General features: G+C 32.8%; 22 protein-coding genes. 6 read left to right on the top strand and 16 right to left on the bottom strand.

What is annotated here, in order from left to right:
* Nucleotides 1-80: 80 nt before the first annotated feature.
* The gene (locus tag P700755_RS12870; protein WP_015025086.1) at nucleotides 81-1148 is read left to right on the top strand and encodes an IS110 family RNA-guided transposase; all 1068 of its coding nucleotides are present in this window, start codon (nucleotides 81-83) and stop codon (nucleotides 1146-1148) included.
* Between the two features lie 1066 nt (nucleotides 1149-2214).
* On the opposite strand, the gene P700755_RS12865 is transcribed toward P700755_RS12870, so the two are convergent.
* From P700755_RS12865 to P700755_RS12825, 9 genes are all read right to left on the bottom strand, one after another.
* Nucleotides 2215-4920 carry an HNH endonuclease signature motif containing protein gene (locus P700755_RS12865; RefSeq protein ID WP_015025085.1) on the bottom strand — a complete coding sequence of 902 codons (2706 nt, stop codon included), beginning with the start codon at nucleotides 4918-4920 and terminating at the stop codon, nucleotides 2215-2217.
* Between the two features lie 1029 nt (nucleotides 4921-5949).
* The gene (locus tag P700755_RS12855; protein WP_015024343.1) at nucleotides 5950-7458 is read right to left on the bottom strand and encodes an IS66-like element ISPto8 family transposase; all 1509 of its coding nucleotides are present in this window, start codon (nucleotides 7456-7458) and stop codon (nucleotides 5950-5952) included.
* 75 nt (nucleotides 7459-7533) lie between these two features.
* Nucleotides 7534-7875: an IS66 family insertion sequence element accessory protein TnpB gene (gene tnpB, locus P700755_RS21345; RefSeq protein ID WP_015024193.1), complete on the bottom strand. Its 342-nt coding sequence runs from the start codon at nucleotides 7873-7875 to the stop codon at nucleotides 7534-7536.
* Nucleotides 7875-8153, bottom strand: coding sequence for an IS66 family insertion sequence element accessory protein TnpA (gene tnpA, locus P700755_RS12850; RefSeq protein ID WP_015024194.1), 279 nt, complete (start codon nucleotides 8151-8153; stop codon nucleotides 7875-7877). Before tnpA ends, tnpB begins: the two co-directional genes overlap by 1 nt.
* A gap of 521 nt (nucleotides 8154-8674) precedes the next feature.
* Entirely contained in the window at nucleotides 8675-8962 is a 288-nt protein-coding gene (locus P700755_RS12840) for a hypothetical protein (RefSeq protein WP_041758367.1), read from the bottom strand.
* Between the two features lie 35 nt (nucleotides 8963-8997).
* A complete protein-coding gene (locus P700755_RS12835; protein WP_083858513.1) occupies nucleotides 8998-9522 on the bottom strand; it encodes a transglutaminase domain-containing protein in 525 nt (174 codons plus the stop codon).
* Between the two features lie 3 nt (nucleotides 9523-9525).
* Complete coding sequence (locus P700755_RS21010) at nucleotides 9526-9651, bottom strand: hypothetical protein (RefSeq protein ID WP_281013629.1); 126 nt, start codon at nucleotides 9649-9651, stop codon at nucleotides 9526-9528.
* Between the two features lie 402 nt (nucleotides 9652-10053).
* A complete protein-coding gene (locus tag P700755_RS12830) occupies nucleotides 10054-11142 on the bottom strand; it encodes a serine hydrolase domain-containing protein (RefSeq protein WP_015025083.1) in 1089 nt (362 codons plus the stop codon).
* Between the two features lie 634 nt (nucleotides 11143-11776).
* Nucleotides 11777-12619, bottom strand: a complete 843-nt coding sequence (locus P700755_RS12825) for an AraC family transcriptional regulator (protein WP_015025082.1) — start codon at nucleotides 12617-12619, stop codon at nucleotides 11777-11779.
* Nucleotides 12620-13117: 498 nt separating this feature from the next.
* Here P700755_RS12825 and P700755_RS12820 point away from each other — a divergent pair, with 498 nt between their 5' ends.
* The 4 genes from P700755_RS12820 to P700755_RS12805 all read left to right on the top strand — a co-directional run bounded on the left by P700755_RS12820 (nucleotide 13118) and on the right by P700755_RS12805 (nucleotide 17449).
* On the top strand, nucleotides 13118-14089 hold the full coding sequence (locus tag P700755_RS12820) for a phytanoyl-CoA dioxygenase family protein (RefSeq protein WP_015025081.1): 972 nt from the start codon (nucleotides 13118-13120) through the stop codon (nucleotides 14087-14089).
* A gap of 100 nt (nucleotides 14090-14189) precedes the next feature.
* Nucleotides 14190-15857 (top strand): sodium:solute symporter, encoded by a 1668-nt coding sequence (locus tag P700755_RS12815; RefSeq protein ID WP_015025080.1) that lies wholly within the window; start codon nucleotides 14190-14192, stop codon nucleotides 15855-15857.
* Between the two features lie 135 nt (nucleotides 15858-15992).
* A complete protein-coding gene (locus tag P700755_RS12810; RefSeq protein ID WP_015025079.1) occupies nucleotides 15993-16445 on the top strand; it encodes a Dabb family protein in 453 nt (150 codons plus the stop codon).
* A 161-nt stretch (nucleotides 16446-16606) separates the two neighbouring features.
* Complete coding sequence (locus P700755_RS12805; protein WP_015025078.1) at nucleotides 16607-17449, top strand: aldo/keto reductase; 843 nt, start codon at nucleotides 16607-16609, stop codon at nucleotides 17447-17449.
* A 1050-nt stretch (nucleotides 17450-18499) separates the two neighbouring features.
* Here the strand turns inward: P700755_RS12805 and P700755_RS12800 are convergent.
* The 5 genes from P700755_RS12800 to P700755_RS12780 form a co-directional block, all read right to left on the bottom strand.
* Nucleotides 18500-19867 carry a phospholipase D-like domain-containing protein gene (locus P700755_RS12800; protein ID WP_015025074.1) on the bottom strand — a complete coding sequence of 456 codons (1368 nt, stop codon included), beginning with the start codon at nucleotides 19865-19867 and terminating at the stop codon, nucleotides 18500-18502.
* Entirely contained in the window at nucleotides 19867-20562 is a 696-nt protein-coding gene (locus P700755_RS12795) for a hypothetical protein (protein ID WP_015025073.1), read from the bottom strand. The genes P700755_RS12800 and P700755_RS12795 overlap by 1 nt, the downstream gene beginning before the upstream one ends.
* A gap of 329 nt (nucleotides 20563-20891) precedes the next feature.
* A complete protein-coding gene (locus tag P700755_RS12790) occupies nucleotides 20892-21926 on the bottom strand; it encodes an IS630 family transposase (protein ID WP_015023751.1) in 1035 nt (344 codons plus the stop codon).
* 302 nt (nucleotides 21927-22228) lie between these two features.
* Nucleotides 22229-22498 (bottom strand): hypothetical protein, encoded by a 270-nt coding sequence (locus P700755_RS12785; protein WP_041758364.1) that lies wholly within the window; start codon nucleotides 22496-22498, stop codon nucleotides 22229-22231.
* A gap of 329 nt (nucleotides 22499-22827) precedes the next feature.
* Nucleotides 22828-23430, bottom strand: coding sequence for a hypothetical protein (locus P700755_RS12780; protein ID WP_015025071.1), 603 nt, complete (start codon nucleotides 23428-23430; stop codon nucleotides 22828-22830).
* Nucleotides 23431-23796: 366 nt separating this feature from the next.
* On the opposite strand from P700755_RS12780, the gene P700755_RS21120 reads away from it, so the two are divergent.
* Nucleotides 23797-23967 (top strand): hypothetical protein, encoded by a 171-nt coding sequence (locus tag P700755_RS21120; RefSeq protein WP_157609298.1) that lies wholly within the window; start codon nucleotides 23797-23799, stop codon nucleotides 23965-23967.
* Nucleotides 23968-24332: 365 nt separating this feature from the next.
* On the opposite strand, the gene P700755_RS12770 is transcribed toward P700755_RS21120, so the two are convergent.
* Nucleotides 24333-25394, bottom strand: a complete 1062-nt coding sequence (locus P700755_RS12770; protein WP_015025070.1) for a hypothetical protein — start codon at nucleotides 25392-25394, stop codon at nucleotides 24333-24335.
* Between the two features lie 27 nt (nucleotides 25395-25421).
* Nucleotides 25422-26855 (bottom strand): IS4 family transposase, encoded by a 1434-nt coding sequence (locus P700755_RS12765; RefSeq protein ID WP_015025069.1) that lies wholly within the window; start codon nucleotides 26853-26855, stop codon nucleotides 25422-25424.
* Between the last annotated feature and the right edge of the window lie 65 nt (nucleotides 26856-26920).

The following is a 26920-nucleotide window of genomic DNA, read 5'->3' as shown; positions in this document are numbered from 1 at the left end:
ATTTGGTATCCAGAATATCCAACTAGGAGAAAAGACGTGAAGAGATATTTCACTTTATTATTTAATTTAACTAACTTAAAATGAGACAATTGGAAAAGGTTTTAAAAGAAGTCGCGGGTATTGATGTCGCCCAAAAGGAATTAGTGGTGTCATTAGGTAGGCTGTTGGAGAGCTTAAGTATTGAAATCTTTGCATACAAAGTATTTGTAAACAGTGACAATGGTATCCAATCTATGATCGAATGGGTATCCTCCTGTTGTGAGAATGCTGCTCAGATGCGATATGTAATGGAAGCGACCGGCGTGTACCACGAGAGATTAGCATACGCATTGGAAAGCATGAATATTGATGTTAGCGTTATACTACCCAATAAGATCAGCAACTATGCAAGGTCTCTTGATATTAAAACTATAACAGATAAGACAGCTTCTCAAGCTATTGCGCAGTTTGGTTTAGAGCGTAAACTGGATAATTGGATACGGCCCAAGGACATCTATAGAGAATTAAAACAATTGACCAGAGAACGTGATCAGATCGTTGAAGAAAGATCAATGGTAAAAAACCAGAGACATGCAGAAAAGACAGAAGCTATGCCTAACCAAAAGAGCCTTGTTCGAATCGAAGATAGAATCAAATTTTTAAATCGACAGGAAAAAGAAATCAAATTGGACATAGCAACATTACTTAAAAGTCACCCAGAGGTAAAGACAAGAGTAGATAATATTTGTACTATACCTGGGGTAGGAGAACTGACTGCTGTAACGGTACTGGCAGAGACTAATGGGTTCGAACTCATTAGAAACAAGAAGCAATTGACCAGTTACGCCGGTTTTGATGTCAAGGAAAAACAATCAGGAACATCAATAAAAGGTAAACCTCGAATATCAAAGAGAGGCAACAGACATCTAAGAAAATCAATGCACCTTCCATCTCTATCCTCTGTTAAATACAACCAATCGCATAAAGACTTATATGTTAGGATCGTATCAAAAAGTGGAATCAAAATGAAGGCGCTGATTGCTGTGCAGAGAAAAATGCTTGAACTTATTTTTGTGATAGATAAAAACCAGAATCCCTATGAAAATGACTATCATCAAAAAAGGGTACACCACACAAATGCGGAGGTACCCTTGCAGGCTAACTTATAGTTGCCTTCAAATATCAATATTAATTAAATAAATTGAAATATCACTTGATTATTAACACAGAATCTATCGGGATCAACACTACTACGGATTAATCTGCCTCTGCTTTCAACTTCTCCCGATACCTATCGGGACTATCTCTCGCTTGTTTCGATTGAATATTTCCCTTTCACTTGTAGCGAATCCTAATACGGTAGCCTTACACAAGTCTATCATTCATAAGCAGTTTCCCAAGTTCCGAAACTAGTGACTGGTTGGAAATAGACAGATTTTATAAAATGAATTATTTTTGATGAGATTTGTTTTTGTATTTTATGAGGTGATGCAATAGCATCAGGCGATTAAAATTAAAGACAAAAATCGCAAAAAAAAACATTTTTGATTTTGCTGTATTTCCAACCAGACACTAGCCAAGCCCAAGTAAAGTTCCCCGAAAAAAACGGGGCAGGCTTTGCCACCTGAATGATCCCGATAGATATCGGGACTTTACAGAAAATAAATAGGTTATCTCTGTAAGTAATGTTATTGCTAACATTACTTTTCACTCCGTATGCCTCACACCAACTGGCTCGTTCGCTAAAAATGTCCTCAGGACATTTTCTTAACGCTCCGCCCTGTAGCTTTTGACTGGAGGTTCCTACTTCTCGACACCTCTTCAATGGTTCACTTTAGTTCAACTCCTTTATTCGTACCTGCTAATCTCTAGGACTAGATTCTCCTAAACGCTCAGCACCCCCGAGGCTTCGGGGGTCTTTACAACAGCACCTTTAGGGGGTTTAGAGCCATCGCCTATACAACGACTTTGATGGATCTACCATCATCTTATCTACAGCATGCAGCCAGTTTAATGCCATGGCTGATTCTTGGCACACTAAGAAACGTAGGGCAATTAATAAGCACTATCGTTTCGGTTTATTACTTAGCTAAATATAAATATTTTGCTTTTATTTTTTCTCTTAAATGCCAAATTTTATATTTAACGGACCTTGTACATAAGTACTGAACTTTGGAGTTAACACAGACGCCCTATGTTTTTTATACATTGTTGGCAACTGGCTTTGTTTGTACTTTAATACTTACGATAATCGTCTAAAAAATAATCTGTACTTAAATCATTAGAGTTAAAAGAATCGTCAAAATTTGGTAACTCATTTCGTTCATCTTCTTCAAATGAAATACTAATTTTAAATTCCGTTGATAATCTTATTGATTCTATTTTGTCAATTTTATAAAAAGCTTTTAATATTTCTTTTAGTTCATATTTGTTTAATGAGTTTGTTAATAAATCATTGATTAAAGGTAATAGAAATTTTGATATTTTTTTCTTTTTAGATGAACTACTACACCCAAGGAAATGGATTAAACACCTAAAATTATATCTATCCATTTTATAGTATTTTGAAATAGTTTCGTCTAATTTCGGTAAATCAATAAGGTCTATAAAGTTTTTTGAATATTCAGGATAATATAAATTAGTATAAAGAAGGAATACTCCAATATTATTCCAATCTCTTGGAGTACAACATACCAATTCTTTGGTTAACCTTTCAAAATCTAAATTTTTTAATACAGCCTTAATTTCTTTTTTTATAAAAATAAATTCAGTCAAACCTGAATAAAAATATGGAAAATTCAAACTGGAATAAGAAGAATTAGATGTTTTACTAATAATAATTTGAATACATTTATGAAAATAACTCCTTTTAAAGCGCAATATATATCTACGATAAAATATAATTACCTCTTCAATATTTGAAACATTTCCTGATTCAACGTTTGTTAATGTATTAAGACAATCTGAAAAACTAAGTTTTTCAGCTATTTGTTTAACTATATCACTATTGATTTCAATTAGTGAGTTAAACATCCAGTTAAGGTTAAAGTATTCATTCGGTGAAGCAATTTTAATTTTATCTGTAAAAATATTAATATCTAATTTTTTAAAAACTTGTTCAGCTATTGAATTTACATTTTGTTTTAAGATTCTATATAAATTTCCATGGTAGTAAAATATAGGTTCATTATAATTGTTCATTGAACTTGATATTCCTTCAATATTTAGATTGATGATTTTTTCAAAAACAACTTTATCTCGTTGAATTGAATGCTCAATAAGACTTAAATAGTTAGTTAGTATTGCAAAATCTTCTTCAGCACATTTTGATATAAAATTAATATGGAAGTTATAACCTTTACTTTTTAACCACTTAGGAATTATAAATTTTGCAGATGTTAATTTTAACCAAGACCATAAAATTACTATCGGTTTCGCATTTGTTTGTTTGTCAAGATAACTTTTTAAAATATTGTCAGCTTCTTCTGGGTGTTTAAATGAAAATGATTCAATGAAGTTTTGAGCAAATTTTCTATGAATAGTCTTGTATCTGCCTCTGTCTGTTTTTAATATACGCTCATAACATAATTTATCTAATATGGTTAATAACCACTTTTGTTCGGGTTCTGAAGATAGATTTAATATATTATTTTCTCTATATAAAGTTTGAACTTCACTTATAGTAACTCCAGAGTCAATATTTCCAATTTGAACGACAGAACAAAAAAAGACAACGATATCTAACCTTTCTTTGGCATAAAGTTTAGTGGAAATATTATCAATCTTTGAATGACCATTTGATAATAAATAGATAAATTCCCAAACTGTTTTTATTTTATCTATTCTATTTGAAAAACTATCAAATAGATTTTGTAATGTAATAGACGGAAATGAAAAACCAATTGTATTATTATCAAAATTATTGATGTTATTTTCATTCAAATAATTGATTAGTAATTCTTCTTTATCAAGAAAATATTGTTTGCACCTAATTTCTAACTCGGGCCAGGAAAGAAATATTGAATTAAGAGGGAAATGGTTTTCGACTCCTTCATCAACAGTTCCTGAAGTAAAAGTTATAATAATTTTAAGTTTTTTAGTTGTAGCATTTAATATTTTTTCTATTTCATTAGAACTAAAGTATAAATTAGCATCGTCAATTATTAAAATTGATTCATTCACAGTGAATGATATAAGATTTAATATATCTTCAATTTTGTTATCTATTTTGGGCTCATACTTTAAAACAGTACTTGTTTTAAATTTCCCAGCTATTCCTAATGAAAATGTAGACTTACCACTACCTGAATTACCTGCCAATATTAGAGTATTAGTTTTTAAAAGAATGCTATATGCATTATCAGCTAAAGTTCCAAAGGTTAATGATTCACATAAATTACTATTAGAAATGCTAAATGAAAGAACCTCTGCTAACGTTCCTTCTTTTATGTAATCTATTATTGAAAATGATTTAAATGGATATGATAATTGTTTATTGTTATATTCTTTAGAAATCTCCCAAATTTTACTCCATTTATTTTTTTTGATTATTTGTTCAGTTTGGCTTATTTTTTCGGAATGAATTACAAAGTGATGAGTAGGGCATACAACTAATAAATTTGATTCATTATTATTTTGGCTTAGGTGATATTCCTCGATGTGATGTATTTGATAGGGCTGGTTATTAATACCATTTTCACAAAAGCAACAACAACCTCCACTCTTTTCAATTAATGATTTTATGACTTCTTTTTCAATTCTATTTCTGCCAGTTTTTGTATGAATTATTAGAGCTTCTTTTTCATCAAATCCTATTTTGATTAGAGTTTTTTTGGAAATATTATTTAAAGCAGAATATGTTAATGATAATTTATCAATTTTATCAATCAAATCTGTTGGGAACCCTCGCGATAAAAAGGTGTTTAATGTCCTTTTATTCATTTATTAAATAATTTCAGTTTTGTTTTTTCGGCTTACAGCCAACATCCTTATAAACCCTATTAAAATCTTCAGTATAGGGTATATATCTATTATAGGACGTTGTTTTATTTTCACCTAAGCTAACACTTTCATATATATTATCCAAGAGACTTTTAATTAACCACTACTAATGCTGCAATCAAGATTCTAATGCACCGAAGGTTTGCCAACACTACTCGTTTATCTTTTTCATTACAGGGTGAACACAGGTTTTCGTCATCTTAATTTCCATAATTATTTTTAGGGACACTATTTATTTTCAAAAATAATGAGAGGAATACAGGTACTCCCCTATTTGGAAAGCAGTTTGAAACAAGTTTAAAAGAAGATAAAAACCTTGGAAAACTAAACTATTAGTAATAGTTAAACAAAAGCGTCAAGATGTTTTAACGCGCCTAAAAACGATACCAGAGATTGAAAATAAAATAGCTGAAATTTTGGTTGTCTTGGCAGATGGTATTAATCGTTTTACAAATGAAAGTGAGTTATGCAGGTCTAGCACCTGTGATTATGAAAAAGTGGAAGCAGGGTAAAATGGACCCGTACCAAGCAGTAAATTAAATACGGTGTTGCCCATATTTATTTTATTGAATGTGATAATATCGCACTTCTTTGTTAATTCGTTTCTGATTTTTGTTAAATGTTTTAATCACCGTTTTTCTTTTTTGGTTTTTGTGAATTTCATATTCAATTAGTTCTCCATCTTCATTATAATAATTCACTCTTGTTTTATGCAAAGTTCCTATTTCATAGATGTCTTGAGATTCAAAAGTTCCATTCTCTCTATAAAACTTAATTTCTGATGGTTTTCCGTTCTCAAAATTTCCTACAAGCCTTTTATTCCCGTTAGAATAATAGTCGGTTTCTATTCCTTTGCAAATTTTATTGCAGTTTAGATAAGTCCAGCGTTTGCTGTATCCATCCCACCAACTACATATAGCAAGTCAAACTGATTATGTTTATCAGGTAATTCCGGGTAAAAAACTTCTCTTATGTATTCTGTAGTTTTTTGTAATTCTGGGGATACAAATCTTTAATATTCTTGTGGTTGATGGACATAATATTTTCCAAAGTGTACTTTAACCACTGATAAGGGTTCACCTCGTGTTTTTTACAGATTGCAAAGAAGGAATACATAATTGCCCCTCGTTGTGCCGCATCGTGAGAGCCTGCAAAGAGATAGTTCTTACGTCCCAAAGCTAATTTTCTTATAGCATTTTCAGTGAGATTATTATCTATCTCGAGAACCCCATCATATAAATAGGCACTGAGCTGGTCCCACCGGTTCAGGCTGTAACTCATAGCTTTACCTATTGTGCTTTTTGGCAGGATATGGTGATCCTTTAGCTGGTTTACCATCCATTTTCCAAATTCATCAATGATCCCCAAGGACTCGTCCAGCCGAAGCTTTTTTCGCTCTTTTGGATTTAAATTATTCTCCCGTGCCTTAGCCTCGACTTTGTAGAGCTTCTGGATAAAAGTAAGCGCTATCTCTGCCTTTAGTTTATCATTGTCCCGGGCTTTATCAAATTCCCTTCGGGCATGAGCCCAGCAATTAAGGTGAGTAACCCCTTCGCGTTTTCCAATTTTATCATAAACAGAATACCCATCACTTTGCAGGTAGCCCTTAAATCCTGATAATACATGCGCTGCAGCCTGGGCGCTGCGCCCCGACTGATAATCAAAAAGCACCGTTTTATCTATAGGACAATGGTACACCCAGTAGTATCCCTGATGGGTGGTGCCTTTCTTTTTCTTATCGATGACTTTGATGGGGGACTCATCGGCCTGGAGATACCCCTTTGACCGAATATCTTCCAGCAAATGCTGATAAAGAATATCCAATATTTTAAGGCTTTGCCTGGTCCAGCCTTCCAAAGTGGAAGAGGCAATAGGAATATCAGCTCTTTTAAAACGCTGAAGCTGGCGGTAAAGAGGGAGATGGTCTTCATACTTATCGACCAGAATGGAAGCTAAAAGCCCGGCTCCCGGTATTCCTTTTTCAATAACTCGCTCTGGAAGCGCTCCTATTACAACTCCTTCTTTATTCCGAGGAGCGTATTTATAGCGGATGTAGCGTTTGATGTAATATTTGGAAGGCTCATATTCTAATTCCTCGGTGATTTCTTCTCCAATACAGACCATATCGCTTAAATCGCCCTCAGGGTAGATCTTGATTTCTTCCACGGGAAGATGCTGCGGAAGCGGTACTCGACCTTTATGAGCAGATTTCCTTTTTCGGCGCTCATAGGTAAGCTTTTCCTTTACTTCTTCTTCCTGCCTTTGTGCTATTTCTGGCTCCATCTCAAAGGGAAGGCTCATTTGATCCTTATCACCCTCGAAGCGTTCTCTTTTCTGTCCGTGAACAATCCGTTTGTACTGAGCCAGTTGAAACTCCAAATCCAAGATCTTATAGTGTGCCTTTTCAACATCCTTTCCCTTCTTCTGAAGTAGGCTCAAAAGTTGGTCTTTAGTAAGGTTTTCCAGGGCATTTTGCATAGGATAAATATACAAAAACCGATACTTTGAACCTAGCGTTAACCCCTGTTTTTACTGATAAAATACGATTATTTCCTAGTGTGAATAGCGCAGTTTCTGAACACTTTTTTTAACCGTAATACCCTCGATCATCAGCACCAGTTGCGGCCAGCTGAAACTAGTCTGGCCTTCCCTTATTGCAGGTGGAGTGAAGCTTCCCCGCTCCAGGCGTTTATAGTATAAAACAAAGCCGCCCCGTTCCCAATGAAGGAGCTTCAGATGGGTGCGATTCCGGTTAAGAAAAACGAACACATCGCCACTTGTGGGCTCCCTATTCAGTTCATTTCTTACCAGTCCGCTTAGGCCATGGAAGGATTTACGCATATCACAGGGCTTGAGGTAAAAGTGATAACAATGGGAAGAACCTAGCGAGAACATTAGTAAAGTTTTACTAACCTTGCAATTAATGCCAGATCCGGTGAACTCATTTGAAGCTTGACCCCATTGGGGTAAATAAATTCCATGGCACTGGCTGAAGATTTCAATCCAGTGTCTACTTCCACAAAACCGCCCGGGTGATCTTCCTCTTTCTTTTTGCGTATCCAGTAACTAAAAGTAGAAGGGCTGATCCCTCTTTCTTTGCTAAAGGCTTTTGACGAAAGGCCACTACTTTGATATTCCGTTACCAATTTGTACATTTCTTCGTGTTTGCTCATAATAAATATTATTTTAGAGCAAAGCTATCGAGAGAAAGTCAGGTGGTCAATATGTGGTTGGTGGGGTGGATACCGTTTGCTATATAATTCATTTCCTCTACCAAAGAGTATTCTCGGTATTTTTATAGTGTCATTTTTTCTTAAATCAATAGTGATTGTATTTTGTGAAATCCATTCTGCTCTCTCAATATAATAAGTCAGTATTTTAATAGTGTCCGACTCAGGTACAATATCTATATCAAATTCAGGCGTTATAATTTTACCAGAACATTCGCTGTAAAAAACCAAATTTAGGTTTGCGCTTTCGCTATTTTGACTAAAAGACAAATGGCTTAAAACTAGCAGGAATATAAAATTTAATAGTATTTTAATAATTATACATAACGGAATATTCATGGTTACTTACATGATTAAGCAACTTAAATTGGTAAAACAACTACGGACTAGAGAAAAGTCCATCAGAGTATTTTAGATAAGCACTTGCCAAAGCAATTAATTATACACCTTGGTACCAATAGTTTTTATTTCAAATTTACTTTAATTGTAGCGATATCATTTCCTTGCACTACAATTTCAAATTTCTTTATGTTTTCAGAAGTTAAACGTGCTTCTATCAGAATTTTATTATCTTTTGTTTCAATTTTCATTATTTCTATACTCGGAATAACTTTATTGTATTTATTCCTTTCCTCTGAAGTCAGTTTTGCATATTCCTCATCACTTGGAAATTCCAAATTGTTCTTTGAGGCATAGGTTTCATGAGGATAACCGCGTAATAAAATCTCGCGTTCTGTATTATTTGTTCCCAATTCGACTTTAATAATACGATCTCTTTCTACATCAATTATTTTTTATTTGGAACTAAAATTTTTATTCCATCTTCAAAAAAACTTCGGTCAGTAATTGACGGTAATTGGTCAAAGTCTTCTTTTGTGAGTCCGTTTTCCAACAAAGTCCATTTTTCGTTTTCAGGATAATGAGAATACACAAAGGATTCTGGATTAGTCATAAACCAAAAGTCATCTCTTTCGGTATTATCTTCATTTTTGCTTGCCCAAGTTGCATCTATTAAAAACCATTTCTCATCAATTTTTACTGCATTCCAAGCGTGGTCAGAAACATTTTTAGAAATAGAACTATCAAGCCATTGTTTTGAATATCCATTCACAACTTCGCATTGTATATCGAGGTCGTTACAAAGTTTTTTAAACAAAAGTGAATAGCCACTACAAATTGCTTTTTTCCGTTCTAAAGTTTTATCTATAACGCTGTCCTGTGAAATATAAAATTCCTGCTTTAGTTTCTTACTTTCTAATAATTCAAAGTCGTAAGTAATATTGTTCGTAATCCACACAAATAAAGCACGCACTTTTTATAAATCAGTATTGAATTCCGACGTTATTTTTTTGGCAAGTTTGTCTTTTGGATTGAATCCAATATTTGCTACATGCTTATCGATTTCAGCAAAATTAGATTGTGCATAGGAAATAAATCCCATGAAAAGCAGAAATATTAATATGTAAGATTGATGTCTGTACAAATTATTGGTACTGTCTAGACTATGTTTAGTATGATAATTAAAAGTAGTGAACTTTTGATTAAGCTTATAGCCAAAGCTTTTTATATTATTTTTCTATGAAAGCCAAATCAAAAGATTCGGCGGTCTTCGTAAATATACCGTACCTTTTAATATGGCACTTACTGCCCACCATTTTTTATAGCCATTGTTAGTAAATATACTTTCCGTCACTATTTCAAATTTAGTTTTACGCAAAAAATTTAAAGTTCTATTTAAGTACAGAGATTTTGAATTCCATTTGCGTAACTATGTTCAATTCCGACCGCTTATTTTATGCAATACGATTTAATCGATTCTTCTGTCCGACATAGAATTATGTGCTTAGATATTACCTGCCAGTAATACTTTAAAAAAGTCTGATACCATTGGTTTACCTGAATCTATACTCGAATCTACATTTGATAAAATTGTAATAGTATAATCAGATTTTGGCAAGTAGATTATCTCACCACTTATTCCATACCATCCACCACTATGACCTAAAATAGTTTCATTATACCTTTTATCTACATCTATTCCGTAACCTAAATGTGTATTATATCCTTTAATACGAGGCTTTATCATAAGATCCACAGTTACTTTATTTATCAATTTATAGCTAAAAAGAGCTTTATTGAAATTAAATAAATCTTCAACGGTAGAATAGTGAAAACCCCCGGGAGATGCTTTTGACAAGTAAAAGACATTGTTCTTTAAAGGCTTAGTTGTATCTCCTGCAAAAGTATAACCGTTTGCTTTATTTTCTATAATGGCGTCAACATCATAAGCAGCGGTATTTATCATTTTAGCTTTTCTGAAAATATTTTGGTTTAGATAGTCGTAGTAATTGTTTCCAGTAATTTCTTCTATAATTAATCCGAGTAATACATATCCAGCGGCATCATAATTATATTCTGTTCCCGGTTCTGAAAGCAAGGAATCATTTACGAATAATGGAACAAAGTCTTTTACGTCCTTGAATTTAAATTTACATTCATCCAAAAAATTAGTCACGTAAAAGTTTGGTAATCCTGCAGTATGGGTTAATAACTGAGAGATGGTTACAGAATTTTTAACTTTCTCATTTGGATAATCTTTTAGATAATTTCCTATCGGTGTGTTTAGATCAATTTTCCCTTCTTCATGTAATTGAAGTATCGCAACGGCAGTAAAGGTTTTTGTTATAGATGCGATATTAAATTTTGTGTCAGTTTTATTTTTTACATCAAGTTCTTTACTCGCTAATCCATAAGCTCGTTTTTGAGTAATATTACCATTTTTTGCTACTAAAATTGTCCCTGAAAATTCTTCATCAGTTAACTTGTTAAGGAAGGAATCTATTTTATTATCTATGGTAGAATCAACTTGGGAATAAAAATTTTCAGCAGTAAATAAAAATAAAAGAAGTGTTAAAAATTTAAAGTATTTCATAGTTCGATTTTCTGTAAAATAGTATACTATAACAATTTAGCATTCAAATATCGTATAAAATCAGTTTATTTTTCACTTACTAATCGTCATAAAATAGAACCGTAACTAGTGCTATGCTTATATTTTTTTCCTCAACTAAGTAAAAAACCTGTGCTGAGCTACGTCGTAGTATAATTCAAATTTTTAATGCAACATTTAAAAACTAAATTGGTATTATTTCAATTTGATCACATCACTGATGCACATCCACTTAATGTCAACTAAGATAACAATTACCAGTAAATATGGTGATTAAAGTATAATTTAAAAGTTATACAAGCATATCATGCATATTAAACATTTATTAATATAAAGATCAAGTCAAATTCTACCAAGTATAGATAAACGCTCGTTTCAGATAGTCTACATCTACTTTTTTGTCTTAGTTGTAAAGTCTAATTAAAGGTGGAATTAAATATACTAGTTTAATTAAGTGATAATTAGGTTTAATTTGGTAGTATTAGAATTTTGAAAGGGTGTTTAGCAATTAAAAGAAAATCTTTGAGTCCCATAAATCTTAATTTTATAAGAAAAATATATCATGTTACAAAAAGAGCGTATAATGTGACGCAATTTTTTTATCAATTTATTTGTTTTAAGCATACTTTTTACGGAACTCACGCGGATTTTCATTGGTAATCCTCTTAAAAATACGATTGAAATACGACAAGCTTTCAAAGCCCGAAGCAAAACAGGCATCGCTCACACTTTTGCCCGTCATTAGATCTCGTTTTGATTGGCTAATACGGTACCGGTTCAAAAATTCGGTAAACGTGTATTTTGTCCTTTTTTTAAAGTAACGGCAGAACCCTTCTTTGGTCATATGGCTGAGAACAGCCATATCTTGAAGTTTTATTTTATGGTGATAATTATTATCGATATGAGCGAAAATCGCACTGATTCTTTTCTGATCTTTATCGCTAACCTGATTGTCGTAAGGCCGATTGTGTAAAAGCTCAGTTTTCTCTGAATTAGATAGCTCACGTAATATTTCAAGCAGCTGCAGGTACTGTTCTGTAGGTTCCAAGCCCTTTAATGCAAACAATTTAACTCCCAATTCTTTTTTTAGTTTTCCCTTAAAGACTAGGCCATGCTTTGATTTTTGGAACATGGTATTGATCAATATTAATTCTGGAGTTTTGTGAAAATTGGTCTCTACCAACTCTTTCTTCAAATGAACCACAACTTTTCTATAACCCGTTTTAACTCCATAGTCAAAATTTAAGTGAGGAATGTTCGACCCTATTAATACCAGATCACTGCCTTGGTAGTTTGAAATATGATTGCCTACATGTCTGGGACCGTCTGCACCTTCTATATAGACCAGTTCATACTCTGGATGAAAATGCCAAAAGAAAAGATCATTCAACCTTGGGTCGAAGATGATGCTGAACGATCTATTTACTTTGTTGGTGATGGTTTCTAACTGAACTTTCATGATACTAAGGTATAAGAATGTATATTAGATTTGCTTACAACAACATAAAAAATCAATTTAGTACAAGTTTTGGCTAACTGAGGTAAACTTTCCCAAAGTGTTGATGCTGACTTTTGTGTCGAAGAGTTATTAGAGGTGCATAGTTAACTTCATGGAACCACTTTATAGAAATAGAATTAGGGTATTAATCTCATGAAATATAATATGTTTAAAATCAGATAGTTTATAATCAAAAGAACATGTTTGTAAATATGCTAATACCTATCTAAAAAACCACTTTAATACAAAGGATTTAGTACAGTTCCAAAGCGATAAAATTAAACTAGTAATGCAATCAGAGCGGTTTCGCCCAGTTATTAAAACTATACTCTTTAACGAAACGCATAGTGAGTACAATACAATGGCATTTACGAATTGAAATAAATATCAATAGGGTGAAACTATTTCTAAATAAAAAAACAATAACGTTATTGTGAATTAAATTAAAATTCTTGCAACATGAAAAATACAGCTAAGGCAATGGTTCCTGGCAACGAACACAAAGAAATTCCAGGGAACCCTTCTACTGCAAAAAGCAGTAAAGCGCAACTACGAAACGAGGCAGCTGTCAATTCACTTAAGGTCTTGACCTTGGAGCAATGGAAGTTTTGGAAAGAGAACGGTTATATAGTCGTTAAAAATGCAGTATCCTCAGAACAAGCTAAAAAAACGGCAGCATTTCTTTGGGAATTTGAAGAAAAAGACTCTAACGACAAGAAAACATGGTACACCAAGGCCCGGGCCGAAATAAAAATGAAGGAATTGGCAGGGACAGGAATGGTAGAGGTCTATAACAACCAACATTTATGGAATAACCGACAAGCGCAAAGGGTCTATGACGCTTTTAGCGATATTTGGGGAACCGAAAGATTATGGGTAACCATAGACCGAGCTAATTTGAATTTCCCTATGCGCCCTGGCCATGAATACAAAGGCTTCATTCATTGGGACTACGATCCAGAAACAAAACCTCAAAACGTACAAGGGGTATTGGCTTTGGCTGATCAGACCGATAAAGATATGGGAGGTTTTCAATGTATTCCATGGTTGTACAGAAATTATGCCACATGGAAATTGACACAACCGGAAGACAGAGATCACTTTAAACCAGATGTAGCGGACTTGGAGGATAAATTAGTGAAAGTTGCCATGGAGGCAGGAGACCTTTTAATCTTTAATAGTTCACAACCCCACGGCATTCGCCCAAATACATCCGAAGACCAAGTTCGAATAGCGCAGTATATTTCTATGATGCCCGCACAGGAGGAGGATAAAGCATTGAGGAGTTGGAGGACTAATTCTTGGAAGAACAGTGAGTCTCCTGTAGGCTATGCCTTTCCTGGGGATCCACGGAACTGGGAGCAGACAAAATATGAAAGAGCAGAATTATCGGATCTCGGGGAGAAATTATTGGGGTTGAAAGATTGGTAATTGATGGTAAAATACTTTTGCAAGTGGGGCCTCATTCGGGTAGCCCCATTTTTAGTGTACACTAAAATTAAATATAACTAAACCGAGTAAAACTTTAAAAATGGAATTTCTGGATATCGCGATCATCGTATTATATTTTGGCATCATTCTTTGGATTGCACAATGGGCATCAAAGGGAAAAAAGGATGCGGCCTTTTCGTCTGTCGATTATTTTTTGGCAGGTAAGAACCAGGGCTGGTTTGTCATAGGGGCTTCTTTGTTTGCCTCTAACATTGGTTCAGAAATTATTCTAGGAGTGTCCGGTGCAGGGGCACGGGGAAGCATGCCTATGGCGAATTTTGAGATCCTAGCTTCCTTGGTGTTAATCCTTTTCGGTTGGGTTTTCGTCCCGTTTTATTTACGCACAGGGGTGTACACAATGCCTGAATTTTTGGAAAAACGTTATTCAAAAGCCTGTCGTAACTATTTATCCGTTATATCCGTTTTGGCATATATCATCACCAAAATTTCACTTATCATCTTTGCCGGAGCGCTGGTCTTTGAAGTGTTGGGCATTCCGTTTTGGACGGGTGCAATTATTACGGTGGTGGCCACCGGATTTTATACGGTTCTAGGTGGACTAAAAGCTGTTATTTATACCGATATGGCGCAAGCTTTTATATTAATACTGGGCACTATGGGGGTGGTATTTTTCGGATTGTACGAATTGGGTGGCTGGAATGAAATGATACGCACCATCGACATGGCGGCAAACACATCTGGGAATCCACCTGTAGATCAATTTTTTAATCTGTGGCGATCTACCGATGATACTGAATATCCATGGACAGGGATGTTGTTCGGCGCACCAATCTTGGGAGTTTGGTATTGGTGTACCGATCAGTTTATCGTTCAACGTGCCTTATCCGCAAAGGATGTTAGCAATGCCCGAAAAGGGGCTTTGTTCGCGGGATACCTTAAACTGCTACCTGTATTTCTATTTTTTCTACCAGGAGTTATTGCCTATGCCCTTATGCAAAAAGGCATGATAAGTTTCTCTATGGAGAATGCAGACCAAGCCCTTCCCACTATGATTACAGAATTTTTACCAACCGGATTAAAGGGATTAGCTATTGCTGGCCTTTTGGCTGCTTTGATGAGTTCACTGTCTTCCGCCTTTAATTCCAGTTCCACTTTGCTGACCATCGACTTTTATCAGAAGTTCAAACCTGAGGCCTCTGAAAAAGATCTTGTTAGATTTGGTAGGATTGCCACAATAGTGTTGGTCTTGCTTAGTTTGGGCTGGATACCTTTTATGAACGCACTAATGGGTGGGGGTATATTTCACTATTTACAAAGTATTCAAGCCTATATAGCCCCGCCTATAGCGGCTGTTTTTCTGCTAGGCCTTTTTTATAAATGGATAAATGCCCGTGCCGCAATTGTTACTCTATGGACCGGTTTTGTAATAGGAATGTTTCGTTTGGTAGCAGAATTCATGGTCAATGAGGGTTCCTTGCTACTAACCGATGATAGTGCCTTGAGTTATTTTCTAGATATTAATTTCTTGCACTTTGCCTTGTTCCTTTTTCTTTTTTGTTCTGCCGAATTGATGATTATTAGCAAGCTGGGGACTCCACAATCCCTTCTATTATTGGAAGCTGTAACTTTTCAAAAGAAAAAAAGGACATCTTTTAAATGGAGCACTGACGTAATTCTAACTGTGGTATTGATTGTTTTGGTGTTGATTATTTGGTTCATTTTTAGCCCATTAGGGATTGGGGGATGATATATAATGGTTGTATAGAAATATAGTCAATGCAGACAAAAATTATAACATCCAAGACATAATTACGGTTAAAGTAATATAAGGATATAAAAATGAACAAATTCACTCAATACATATAAATTAAAAATCATGACAATGAATCTTATCAAAAAAGCGCTGATTCCAATGGTACTGATATGTAGCATAGTAGGTACAGCCTGTAAACAAGAAGTAAAAGAAGAAGAAGAAAACAACAAAAAAGAAGTAACAAATAAACAAGATATGGAGAAACAAAACAAACTTTTGAGGCATGTTGTTCTATTTAAATTTAAGGATGATGCCCCTGCGGAGGAAATTGAGAAGTTAAATCAATCTTTTAACGCTTTGCCCAAAGCAATTCCTGAAATACAGGATTTTGAATGGGGAATAAATGATAGTCCAGAAAATTTTCATCAAGATTTTACCCATTGTTATATGGTAACGTTTGAATCTGAAAGTGATAGAGACAGCATATATACCCCACATCCAAATCACCAAGCGTTTGTAGCTAGCCTGCAACCCTATTTAGAAAAAGTCTTTGTGGTAGACTACTGGACTAATCCAAAATGAAAACAAATATGACAGTCCTAATACACCATAAAAAACATGCTAAGGTTTTACGAATAAAAGGACTGGATAGGGTCAGATTAATTTTAAAATGATGTAAAACACACAAGAGGGACAGCATTCAATCTACCTCTTTCTAATCAAAATCAATTAAATTTAAACTGATGGAAAAAAATTTAAACGATGGCAATAGAATTCCAATTGTAGGTTTTGGCACCTATAAGGCAAATGAAGAAGAAGGAATCAAATCAATCCAGAAGAGTGCTTTGACTTTGGGTTATCGGTTAATCGATACTGTGGCAATTTATCAAAATGAAGAAGCCGTAGGTAAAGCAATCAAAGCTCGTGGAGTTTTAAGGGAGGAAATTTTTGTAACCACTAAGCTTTGGCGGGAGAATCTAGGATATAAACAGACTAGAATAGCCTTAGACGAATCGTTGAGAAAGTTAGATTTAAATTATATAGACCTCTATCTTATTCATTGGCCGGCTAATGCGATAAACTACAAGGATTGGCAAAAAACTAATGCTGATACATGGCGTGCCATGGAAGAGTTACAAGCTGAAGGAAAAATCAAATCTCTTGGAGTTAGTAACTTTTGGCCTGAACATCTGGAAGCCCTGTTTCAAACGGCCAAAGTAAGTCCCTCAGTGAATCAGATTGAGTTCCATCCCGGTTATTGGCAACCTCAAGTCACTGAATTTTGTAAGAATCACGGTATAGCTGTAGAATCATGGTCTCCTTTAGCAAGAGGAAAAGTCTTTGGTAATGACTTGCTAATAGGGCTTTCAAAAAAATATCAGAAATCCGTTTCACAAGTTTGCTTACGATGGATAATTCAACACGATGTCATCGCTATTCCGAAATCTTCATCGCCCGAAAGAATAAAGGAAAACATTGACGTATTCGATTTTGAACTATCTAAAGAAGAGATGAAAAAAATCAATGAACTTCCTCAAATAGGATTCAGTGGCGAGTTACCCAACATCTGGCCTGAGAGAATTTAGTGTACTCCTATGTAGCCTTGTCCTTTTAGAATGACTGATATAGTAAGTGATCTGTTTTAACTTTCAATTAAGTTCTAAAATTTTTACTTATTGGTTCCTCGAAATTGCCGTTTTATAGAACTAGGTTGAAAAGCCTTTCAAATAAATGATTCCAGTTCTATTTGTGGTTTTTTTTTATAATTCGGATATTTTACCTTAACTATGACTAAACAAGTTCATTCATTTTTCTTATTCCTTTTTAATACTACAAATTAAAAGTATCACAACGCCAAAAAATTTCACACTTAAAGGGTTTGTTGTAAATTTCACGAATAAAAAGCAAACCACTATTTTCAGTATTGACCAAGCTATTTCTTTAAGGGGATTTGGCTTTTATTTCAAAAAATAATTCCACACTAAAACCCATAGTCGATTTAAACTAATGCGTTAGAAATACTATTCAAAACTAAACATAAAGTTTTAGGCTACTTCCCTAAAGTCACTCATAATATGTGATGCACCTCTTTCAATTCTAACTTTTGGGTACTCAAAAAAGTTAAAAAGTTTTATAGCCTTACAAGGAATATCTCCTTTGTAAAATATAAAAAACGGATAATTACAATCAGGCATAAAATCACTCATACCTGAGTTATCACAGTACCATTTTCCAGATAATTTATAAGTGTCAATTTGCCAAAAGTCATATCCATAGATGACGAGACTGGTATCGCGATAAAAAAATCAGGTAAACTAATAATGCAGGAAACATCAAGCGATTTGCTAGAATTGTTCAAGATGCAGTTATTACTAGCGTTTTGAAGAAAGCTACTAGCAAGAAAACTGATGAATACTATTACTTCTTTGTTCTTACAGAAATTGATGGTGACAGCACAAAATGAGTTCATTGTTAAGTACTAATTACATTAAAAGAATCGAAAAGAATGGTATAGATCCTTATGAACTATTTGCTAAAGGCGAGGAGGCTAACAATGAATCATTCTATGTTTAAGTTGGTAGTGAAATTTTACATAAAAATCAATGTTCTTTTTGAGGATGTAAACTAAAGTCTGTTTAAGAATTACTAATTTCTTTGTTCAAATAATCAAGTTCATTTTTGAGTTTTAATTTTGTTTCTTGAAAATATTCGTCCCAATCCTTTATTTGATATACGATTTGGTATGTTTTACTTTTTTTAATTGAAATTATTTCATTTTGAATGTGTTCAATCTGTCTCTTTAATTTGGATGTTTTTAAATTAAGCAAATCAACTTCAGTGATTTTTTCAGAATTTAATTTTAAGAAATTATTACTCTCTAATTCACTTAGAATTTCACACACTCTACCTAAATCATTTAAGTCATATGCACTCTTTAATTTCACAAAATATTCTTCAGCAAGTTCCTTAAATTCATCATTTACTTTATCAGGGTGACATAAGAAAGTAGCTTTCCTAAATTTTTTTTTGATTTCTGATTTCTGTTCATTGGATAATTTTATTATTTCATTTTTCTTTTCAAAATTATATTGTTCTTGATATCTTTCTTCATCTCTTTCTGCTTGTTTAAATTTTTCCTGATTGTTCCTGTGCTTATTTTTTTTAAGTTTTAGTATTTCAAGTATTATTTCTCCGAGCTCTATGGCATGACGATTTTGAAATTCTAATATTATTTTTTCTAGTTCTATCCTCTCACTCTCAAAAGCAGTAAGTTGATTTTCTAAATATTTAATTTCAAGCTCTAATGAAGAAATTATAGGATTATTAAATGACACAAGCTTTCTGCTATTTGAAATAAAATCTTGTATTTCTATGTTTGCCCTTGTGTATTTCTTTTTCTTTATTAAATCAATTAGCTTATCAAGATTAATATTTGAAGTTTTATTGTACTCTTCAATTATAACTAGATTATTTTTCAACTCATTTGAATCACCAAGAAGTATTTGATTCTTTAATATCTCCATCCTCAAGATAATTTTATCAAATGGATCATCAGCCTTATTTATGGTATGGTCGGGAAAATGCTTGCGAAGGATATTATTAAACTCATTAATAAATTGACTAGCTAAAACATTGTCGTTTTGGTTTATAATGATGTTTTCAAAATTTGAATCTGCTTTATTACTCCAATTATAAGATCCAGAAATAACAGTTTTATTGTCAATAACACAAAATTTATGGTGCATTAAATTGCCAATAGATTTAACCTTGAAAATTTCGAGGTTATCTTCATTAAATTTATCAAAATCTATGGTTGATTTATTGATATCATCATCATTCACAATAATTTTTATGGTGCAACCACTCCGTGCTTTGTTTTTTATGACATTAAATATATCAACATTTGTAAACCAAGCCATAGCTATATAAATGCTTTTATCAGCTTTCCACAATTCTTGCTTTAACCTTGCAGATATATTTTCAAATAAAGACTCTATAACCATTACTGAGATATTTGGTAAAACTTTTTTATGCTAAAATCATCAATATCTATCATTATCTTATTAAATAAAGCTTCACAAAAGAATTGATTTGCTATATAACTTCGTGCTTCTCCTTCTATTCTTATAATCTTTATTATCCTCTCACTATTAAATTTTTTATCATAAATAACACGACTAAAGTGTTTATCTATATTTGATAATTTGTTTTCAGCCTCTTCCCAACTGTATTTTTTTTTATTTAATTTTTCAAGTATTATCCCTTTCCACCCCTTTTTATCTCTTTCAATATTTTCAATTTTATTTCTCGGCATATCCTTTTCATTTAAGCCATCATCTTGCATATTATTTTCTATTATATTCTTAATTTTTTTTGAAAATTCAATTTTGTTATTGAAGAGTAATCCAAAAAAATAAATAAATTCATCTATTTCTTCATCTATTTCTTCACCTAAGTAAAACATACCTCCCATTTCAATGTTTTCAATAAAATCTATTATTTCTCTCTCTGTAAAAGGGTAACAAGAAGATAAAAATTCATTAAAAAAAACTCTATGCCTTATAATAAAATCCCAATCGAGCTTATAAAGTCGAGATTCTTGACAACTTAATATTTCATTGGTAATTACCATTGAATTTTCAAGCCTTATAAAGGCATTTTGTTCTAAAGGTATTATTGATTTATCTTTTTTGTTCATACTTGAAAAATTAAATAAAAATCTTAAATCGTAATTTAAAAATATTATTTGTGATTAGTTTGATATTTATTGAAATATACAAAGGGCATATTTTTAGTTACCCATGACCTGTGATTTATTTTATGTAAAAAAAGCAGAACCTACTTAGCTATCCTCGTAGGCCAGTATATCTGATTAACTGTATGGCGGAGGGGTACCAAAAGCGAACGAGCCAGCTTGCTGTCTTGGCAACCCCGAGTTATATAAGTCAAAAATATTGCTGAAGACATTATAACCAACGTATAGCAAGGGACCTGACTTATTAACCTCGCACTTAAAGATCTTTAATTTTATGCAGCATATTTGATGCTCTCATGTTTAAAATATTTTGCTACCCTTTCGCTATCATTTTGAAGCATTTTCATATGATTCTCTAAATTTTCTTTCATTTTTTCTTGTGTTTTTGGTGCCGGTTTATCCGAGAGTCCATACTTTAAATCGCAATTCAGATATTCATCTGGGTTTCGCTCAGGTGAGTATGATGGCAGGTAAAATAGTTCTATGGTTTCGCCATTTTCTTCCGCCCATTTCTTTACAACTTTACTATGATGGACTCGTAAATTATCAAGGATTAAGAATACTTTGGTTTCTTGCGATTTGATGAGCTGTTCTAAAAATTGAATAAATACATCTGAGTTCATATTTTCTTTATATATCATAAACTGAATTAAACCCTGATTTGTAACTGTAGAAATCATGTTGATTGAAAACCGCTTCGACATATGTTTTTTAACAGGAGTTTTTCCTTTTGGAGCATAGGAACGTCCATGATGATTATTGTTTTTTACACCCGTTTCATCCCCCCAATGAATAGTTGCCTTCTCTTGTTTTGCCTTCTCTTTTATTGCTGGATATTCTTCGTCTAACCATTTTTGAACTTTTTTGGAACATTGTTCATAAGCTCTCTTTTTTGGCTTTTGAGGCGTGAATCCCCAAGCGTTGAGATAATTACCGACAGCTCTTCTTCCGATTGTAATACTAAACTCTCTTGCTATCAAATCCCTTACTGCCCTTGTAGTCCACAAAGCATAATCTAACTTTAGTTGATCGGGCATTACATCAATAATCATTTTTTGGATTGCAGCTTCTTGATCTTTATTGAGTAGTTTTCGATCTTCTGATTTGACTCCTCGTTTTTGATATGACAAAGATTTATGACCTTCTTTATTGTAAAGCTTCCACCAATCTCTAACAGTATTTACATGAACACCGTAAAACAGAGCTATGTCTTTTTTTTTATCTCCACGTTTTATCATTTTTACAGCATCCCTTCGAATTATACCTCTTTCCTGATCAGAAACACTCCTTAAGTCTATTTTTTCCATCTATAAATATACGAAATATTTAACTATAAATAAAGAACTATTGATTCGAAGTTAATATTAAATTTGAATAGGCTTAGGTTTGTAATGAACTACGCAATAAAAAAAAGTACTCGTCTTACTACTTAATGACTATTCCGCAAAAATCAAATAATCCACAAAGAATCATTTACAAACAGTCGGTCCATTCAACCCCAAATGATCGGATCATTCATGTTGAGTTACCGAAAATACGGCACAAACTGAACCGACCACATGAATGATTAGTTCTTGTGTGCTGTTATGGACTGGTTTCTTTGTTATTATTAACTACCAATTTCAATTTTATCAAAACAGGCTATTGATCCAAGGTCAAATTCATCTCTATGTGCTGAAATTATTCGCCCCCGATTTTGAGTTGTCAACCCATTCACTGTATTGTCAATGCCAGCAATTAAAACTGCTTGTGAAATTGGCAATGCCATTTCACCTGTCACATTAATAACAGTCCTTATACCTGCTTTAACAATTATAATTGCAGGTTTATTGAGTTCTATGTTTATCGTGCTTTCAATACCAGCAATTATCATAATCATCTTCGTTATTAATTATATGTTTTGCCCTACTGCCAGAAGGAAGTATTAAAAGTGTTATCCATGTAATGGTAGTATTGTTCCGTTGTCCAATTGTATTTCTAAAATAATTTCATCTTATTAATTTTCACTTCTAATTAGGCTTTGCCTTAACATCCCGTTTCTTAAATGGTCACTGGTTTCCACTTTTGTAAGTTGTCGTGTCTGTTATCTCGTTTTTTAAATAACGGCTAAATAAAAACCGTTTTCAATGGGTTTTATTTTTTGTTAGCAGCAGTTTTTTATTTCCAGAATATTATGAATATTGTGATAGCCAATAAAATCCATAAAATCTACCATTTGAAAGAAATCCAAGAAAATCGTCCAAGCATCAGAGTTCTCTCACGCAAATCCAAGAACTTTCTATGTCGGTCGTTTCTGTTTTCTAAGTCTTTGTCATTTAGGAAGTATCCATTATTAAAAATGCTTCCCCAAAATTTTCTGAATAACGCAATTTGAAATTCCAGGAACTTTAATTTTCCTTTTATATCAAGATAATCATTGGGTAATTCATTGTCGTAATCATATTTTTTAGAGTAGGACTTAATTCTAATTGTGTTGATGTCTCTTGTAAGCCTTAAGTCATAAAGTCTTGAAAGCATTGTTAATGTTCCTGATAGCAATGATAGAAGTGTGAGAATCAACGAAACAATCAAGAAAGTTGCCTTAGAATTAAATTTCTCCCATTCACAAGTGAATTCGAGATTTGAAAACTGATCGAATTCTTTCACCAGATAGCCCAATATTGCGAACCCAATGATTATGAAAAAGTTATTCGCATTACCAAATTGAGTCAAAGTCTGACCCGCCCAAAATCGATGTCGTTCTCTATAATCACTTTTGTGATATCTGAAGCCGTCTTCGCTCGGATTATCTGAATTTCTTTGTTTAGTCATTTTTTAAATTACTGCCAACATCCATATAAACCCTATTCAAATCTTAAGCATAAGGTACATACAAACTAAAGGAATTGTTTGTATTTCAACTAAACTAACACTTTTGTGTACTTTATTCAATAGACTCTAAATTAACCACTGTAAATTCTGCATTCAAGTTTATAACCCAACGAAGACACCAACACTACTCACTAATCTTTTTACTTAAAGGGCAAACGCAGGTCTTAGTCATCTTTTTATCCACAATTATTTTCAGGGACACTATTTATTTTCAAATATAATTAGTTGAATAAAGGTGTTTTCCTATTTTAAAAGCAGTTTAAAACAAGTTCAAATGAAGATAAAAACCTTGGCAAACTATGAGTATTGACCAAACAAGAGCATCAAGATGTTTTAACGCGCCTAAAAAAAAAACCAAGGATCGGGAATAAAACAGCTGTAATGTTGGTTGTCTTGACAGATGGCTTTGACCATTTTAAAATGGAAGTGAGTTATGCAGGTCTAACACCAGTGAATATAAAAGTGGAAGTAGTTTAAATGGACGTAGCACCATCAATAAAATAGGAAATTAAAAACTGAGTAACAGATTATCCATGTGTATTTTTAACGCCTGTAAACACAATAAGGCTTGTAGAGAGCTCTGCAAGCGTATTGTGATCAAAGGCAAAATATGGAGGCTAGACTTAATCGTCGTAGCCAACAAGTTACTCAAGCAATTTTTTGTCATTGCAAAATCAGGCAGACCATATGATGAAACATATATTTTGGTTCTTGGGGTGAAATAATTGAATAACAACCAAAAAAAAACTTGTAGATCCAGTTTATAAATCCAAAAACCTCAATGAATATTTTCAAAAATAAATAAAGAAAAGTATTGTTTTTTCCCTCAGTTCATTGCAGGGCTAAGTATTTTTTAATTCTAAAATTTTAACGGCTTCTTTAAAAATAGGTTTTGACATAACAACATTCCTTTTTAATAAATAATCTTTTGAAAAATACTCAAAGTTATTATTTGACTTATTTAGCAGATCAATATTGTTTGTTTTATTGTGTTTTTTTTCTATTTCCTTAACTTTATTATGAAAATTATCAATTATATCTTTGAATATAAATTTATCGGCATTACTCAGATTATTAATTAAAAAAGATAGGCTCATAAATGTTAAATTTTTAATTTGACCAAAAGAGTTGTCCAAGTTATTTTCATTTAATTTATTTTCAAATTCTTCAATTAAATACTTATTGAATCCTGGTGATTCAAAAATAGAACTCGTGTAAATAATAACTGGGTAGATGACCAAATTTTTTATTTTAATATTTAATTCTTTGTATGTTTTGTTTTCAAAAGGATCCTTTATTAATTTTACTAAGTGTTTAATTATCTGTCCTGTTCCTTTATTTTTGGTATTATATTTTTTATCAATTTCTTCTTTTATTTTTATATGCGAATAAGAATTCACAGCAGCGGCAGAAAAATATGCATCCTTAATTTCAAATAAAAATATATATTTTCCACTTCTGAAATATGCATCAGGAAATCCTTGTATAATATTTTCATCAAATTTCAAAACTGTATTTTTTCCTTTTAAATACTTTGGTAAAATTTTTTCAAAAAGTCTTTTTTCTGTTACTTTATTAGCAATAAGATTCTTGTAATTGGTGAAATTTTTAAATTTCGGATTATTATTGATTCCTGATTTCTTGTAAAAATCAAATATCAAACCTTCATAAAGCTTGTTAGATATAAAATTCCAGTTTAATACAATAAATTTCTTTTTGTTTTTTAAAAGTGGCCACTCTTTTAATCCTGAATAACTATCACTTCCATTTTTAAATTTCAATTTGTATTCTTCGACATCTAAAATAAATGTGTCGAATAATGAATGGAATAAATCATTGTCATTAATCAAAAATGATGGAAATTCTGAATCCAATTGATTCCAAGAATTTTGTAATAAGTTCAATAACTCAAGTTTCGCACCTAATTAATTTCACTTAACACCCTGATAATTAAAGATATGAGTATTTTTTAGAAACCCAAATTCTTCAATATCCTCTATTATTTTGGATGTAATAAGTTCAATATCAATTGATTCTACTAGTTTTTCCAAAATGATTAGAATTAAGTTGACAACTGCCAATATTCTGATATTCAGCTTATTTTCAATATAATCCTGTTTTAAATCTTTAAATAATCCGCCTATGGTTTCATAAGCCTCCATTCTGTACCGAATACTTGTAAGCAGATATTGGGTCATTGCAATTGTTATTTGTGCAATCTGAACATCAAAATTGGTAGACTGACACTTTCCAAGGCCAAAGAGCTGCTTGGCTTCTTTAAAAAAGACTTCAATTGACCATCGAATACTATATACTTCAATTGCTTTTACGAATTTTAACGCTGTTTCGGTTGTCATCAACGTATGCCATTTGCCGTTTTTCCCACGTTTTGAAATAAAGAGAGCAACCTTGAGCCCATCAATTTCAGCTATGTAATGATGGTAGTAGTAATTGAATTTACGACAGCGCTTGGGCTTTGCTTTCTGCTTTTTAAGTTGTGCTAAAGTTTTGACCTTTGACCTGACTTCAATTTTACTATTGTATTTATACATCCCAATAATATGGGTTGAACTGCAAATACTTCGTAACTTTTTAAGTAATCCCACACTTGTAAACCAGGTATCTATTAAAATATAGTCTACAGGAATTTTACGCTTTACAACCCTAGAAAACATTTGCACTACTAGGTCTGTTTTCTTTTTATTGAGTTCCCTATACCTCTTTGCCGCAACTGTTTTACTACATCTTGGTGTCTTCTTTTGGGCCTTACGCTGCTTTGCGGTTAGACCATATTTTAATCTTGAGGTTTTGCTCTCACGGTGCAGACTAAAATCAATGGGGATAAAAACACTTCCGTTCCAATACCCAGCCACAAGTAGCTTGAAACCTAAATAGTAGGTCTTTGACACATGGTTGTAGATCTTTGAGACTCCTTCAATAGTCTTTCCTGTTTTTGAAAGATCAGTATCATCAAAGATCAAGCATCTTGTAGGGTCTGCTGAGGGCGTGAAGAGTTCATCTTTCAATAGATATTGCTTTACAAACTGGGCCAAAAAAGCTCTCCAATTAATTTTTTGATTTGCCAAGATTCGATAGTATGAATCTTTTCCACATTTATTAAGTTCTGGATCTTTGTCAGTTGTAAGCCCATAAATAGAATTAATTCCAATAAGGGGCAAAATCAAGAGTGTAGCGATCAAATCCTCAAATGAAAAACCCGCCTTTTTGCACCAACTGAATTGTTTTTTTATTCTATTGAAGCCTAAAATATTTAGATGTGCCCGTAAATAGTCTGAATTAAACCAAACCTTATTAAACTTCCCTTTTATTTCTTGAACTTTTGCAATATATTCGTGTTGTAACATGTTTTGTACTTTGTGTTTAGTTACTTAAAGATACAGTAAAACCAGGGGTTCCCCTTGGTTTTCAT

It is taken from the genome of Psychroflexus torquis ATCC 700755, assembly GCF_000153485.2.
Taxonomy (GTDB): Bacteria; Bacteroidota; Bacteroidia; order Flavobacteriales; family Flavobacteriaceae; genus Psychroflexus; species Psychroflexus torquis.
This window is presented reverse-complemented; position numbering and strand designations above follow the sequence as displayed.

Coding starts and splice junctions, on each gene's coding strand:
- P700755_RS12870 (WP_015025086.1), top strand. CDS start 81: ATGAGACAATTGGAAAAGGTTTTAAAAGAAGTCGCGGGTATTGATGTC.
- P700755_RS12865 (WP_015025085.1), bottom strand. CDS start 4,920: ATGAATAAAAGGACATTAAACACCTTTTTATCGCGAGGGTTCCCAACA.
- P700755_RS12855 (WP_015024343.1), bottom strand. CDS start 7,458: ATGCAAAATGCCCTGGAAAACCTTACTAAAGACCAACTTTTGAGCCTA.
- tnpB (WP_015024193.1), bottom strand. CDS start 7,875: ATGTTCTCGCTAGGTTCTTCCCATTGTTATCACTTTTACCTCAAGCCC.
- tnpA (WP_015024194.1), bottom strand. CDS start 8,153: ATGAGCAAACACGAAGAAATGTACAAATTGGTAACGGAATATCAAAGT.
- P700755_RS21010 (WP_281013629.1), bottom strand. CDS start 9,651: ATGGGATTTATTTCCTATGCACAATCTAATTTTGCTGAAATCGATAAG.
- P700755_RS12830 (WP_015025083.1), bottom strand. CDS start 11,142: ATGAAATACTTTAAATTTTTAACACTTCTTTTATTTTTATTTACTGCT.
- P700755_RS12825 (WP_015025082.1), bottom strand. CDS start 12,619: ATGAAAGTTCAGTTAGAAACCATCACCAACAAAGTAAATAGATCGTTC.
- P700755_RS12820 (WP_015025081.1), top strand. CDS start 13,118: ATGAAAAATACAGCTAAGGCAATGGTTCCTGGCAACGAACACAAAGAA.
- P700755_RS12815 (WP_015025080.1), top strand. CDS start 14,190: ATGGAATTTCTGGATATCGCGATCATCGTATTATATTTTGGCATCATT.
- P700755_RS12810 (WP_015025079.1), top strand. CDS start 15,993: ATGAATCTTATCAAAAAAGCGCTGATTCCAATGGTACTGATATGTAGC.
- P700755_RS12805 (WP_015025078.1), top strand. CDS start 16,607: ATGGAAAAAAATTTAAACGATGGCAATAGAATTCCAATTGTAGGTTTT.
- P700755_RS12800 (WP_015025074.1), bottom strand. CDS start 19,867: ATGGTTATAGAGTCTTTATTTGAAAATATATCTGCAAGGTTAAAGCAA.
- P700755_RS12795 (WP_015025073.1), bottom strand. CDS start 20,562: ATGAACAAAAAAGATAAATCAATAATACCTTTAGAACAAAATGCCTTT.
- P700755_RS12790 (WP_015023751.1), bottom strand. CDS start 21,926: ATGGAAAAAATAGACTTAAGGAGTGTTTCTGATCAGGAAAGAGGTATA.
- P700755_RS12785 (WP_041758364.1), bottom strand. CDS start 22,498: ATGATTATGATAATTGCTGGTATTGAAAGCACGATAAACATAGAACTC.
- P700755_RS12780 (WP_015025071.1), bottom strand. CDS start 23,430: ATGACTAAACAAAGAAATTCAGATAATCCGAGCGAAGACGGCTTCAGA.
- P700755_RS12765 (WP_015025069.1), bottom strand. CDS start 26,855: ATGTTACAACACGAATATATTGCAAAAGTTCAAGAAATAAAAGGGAAG.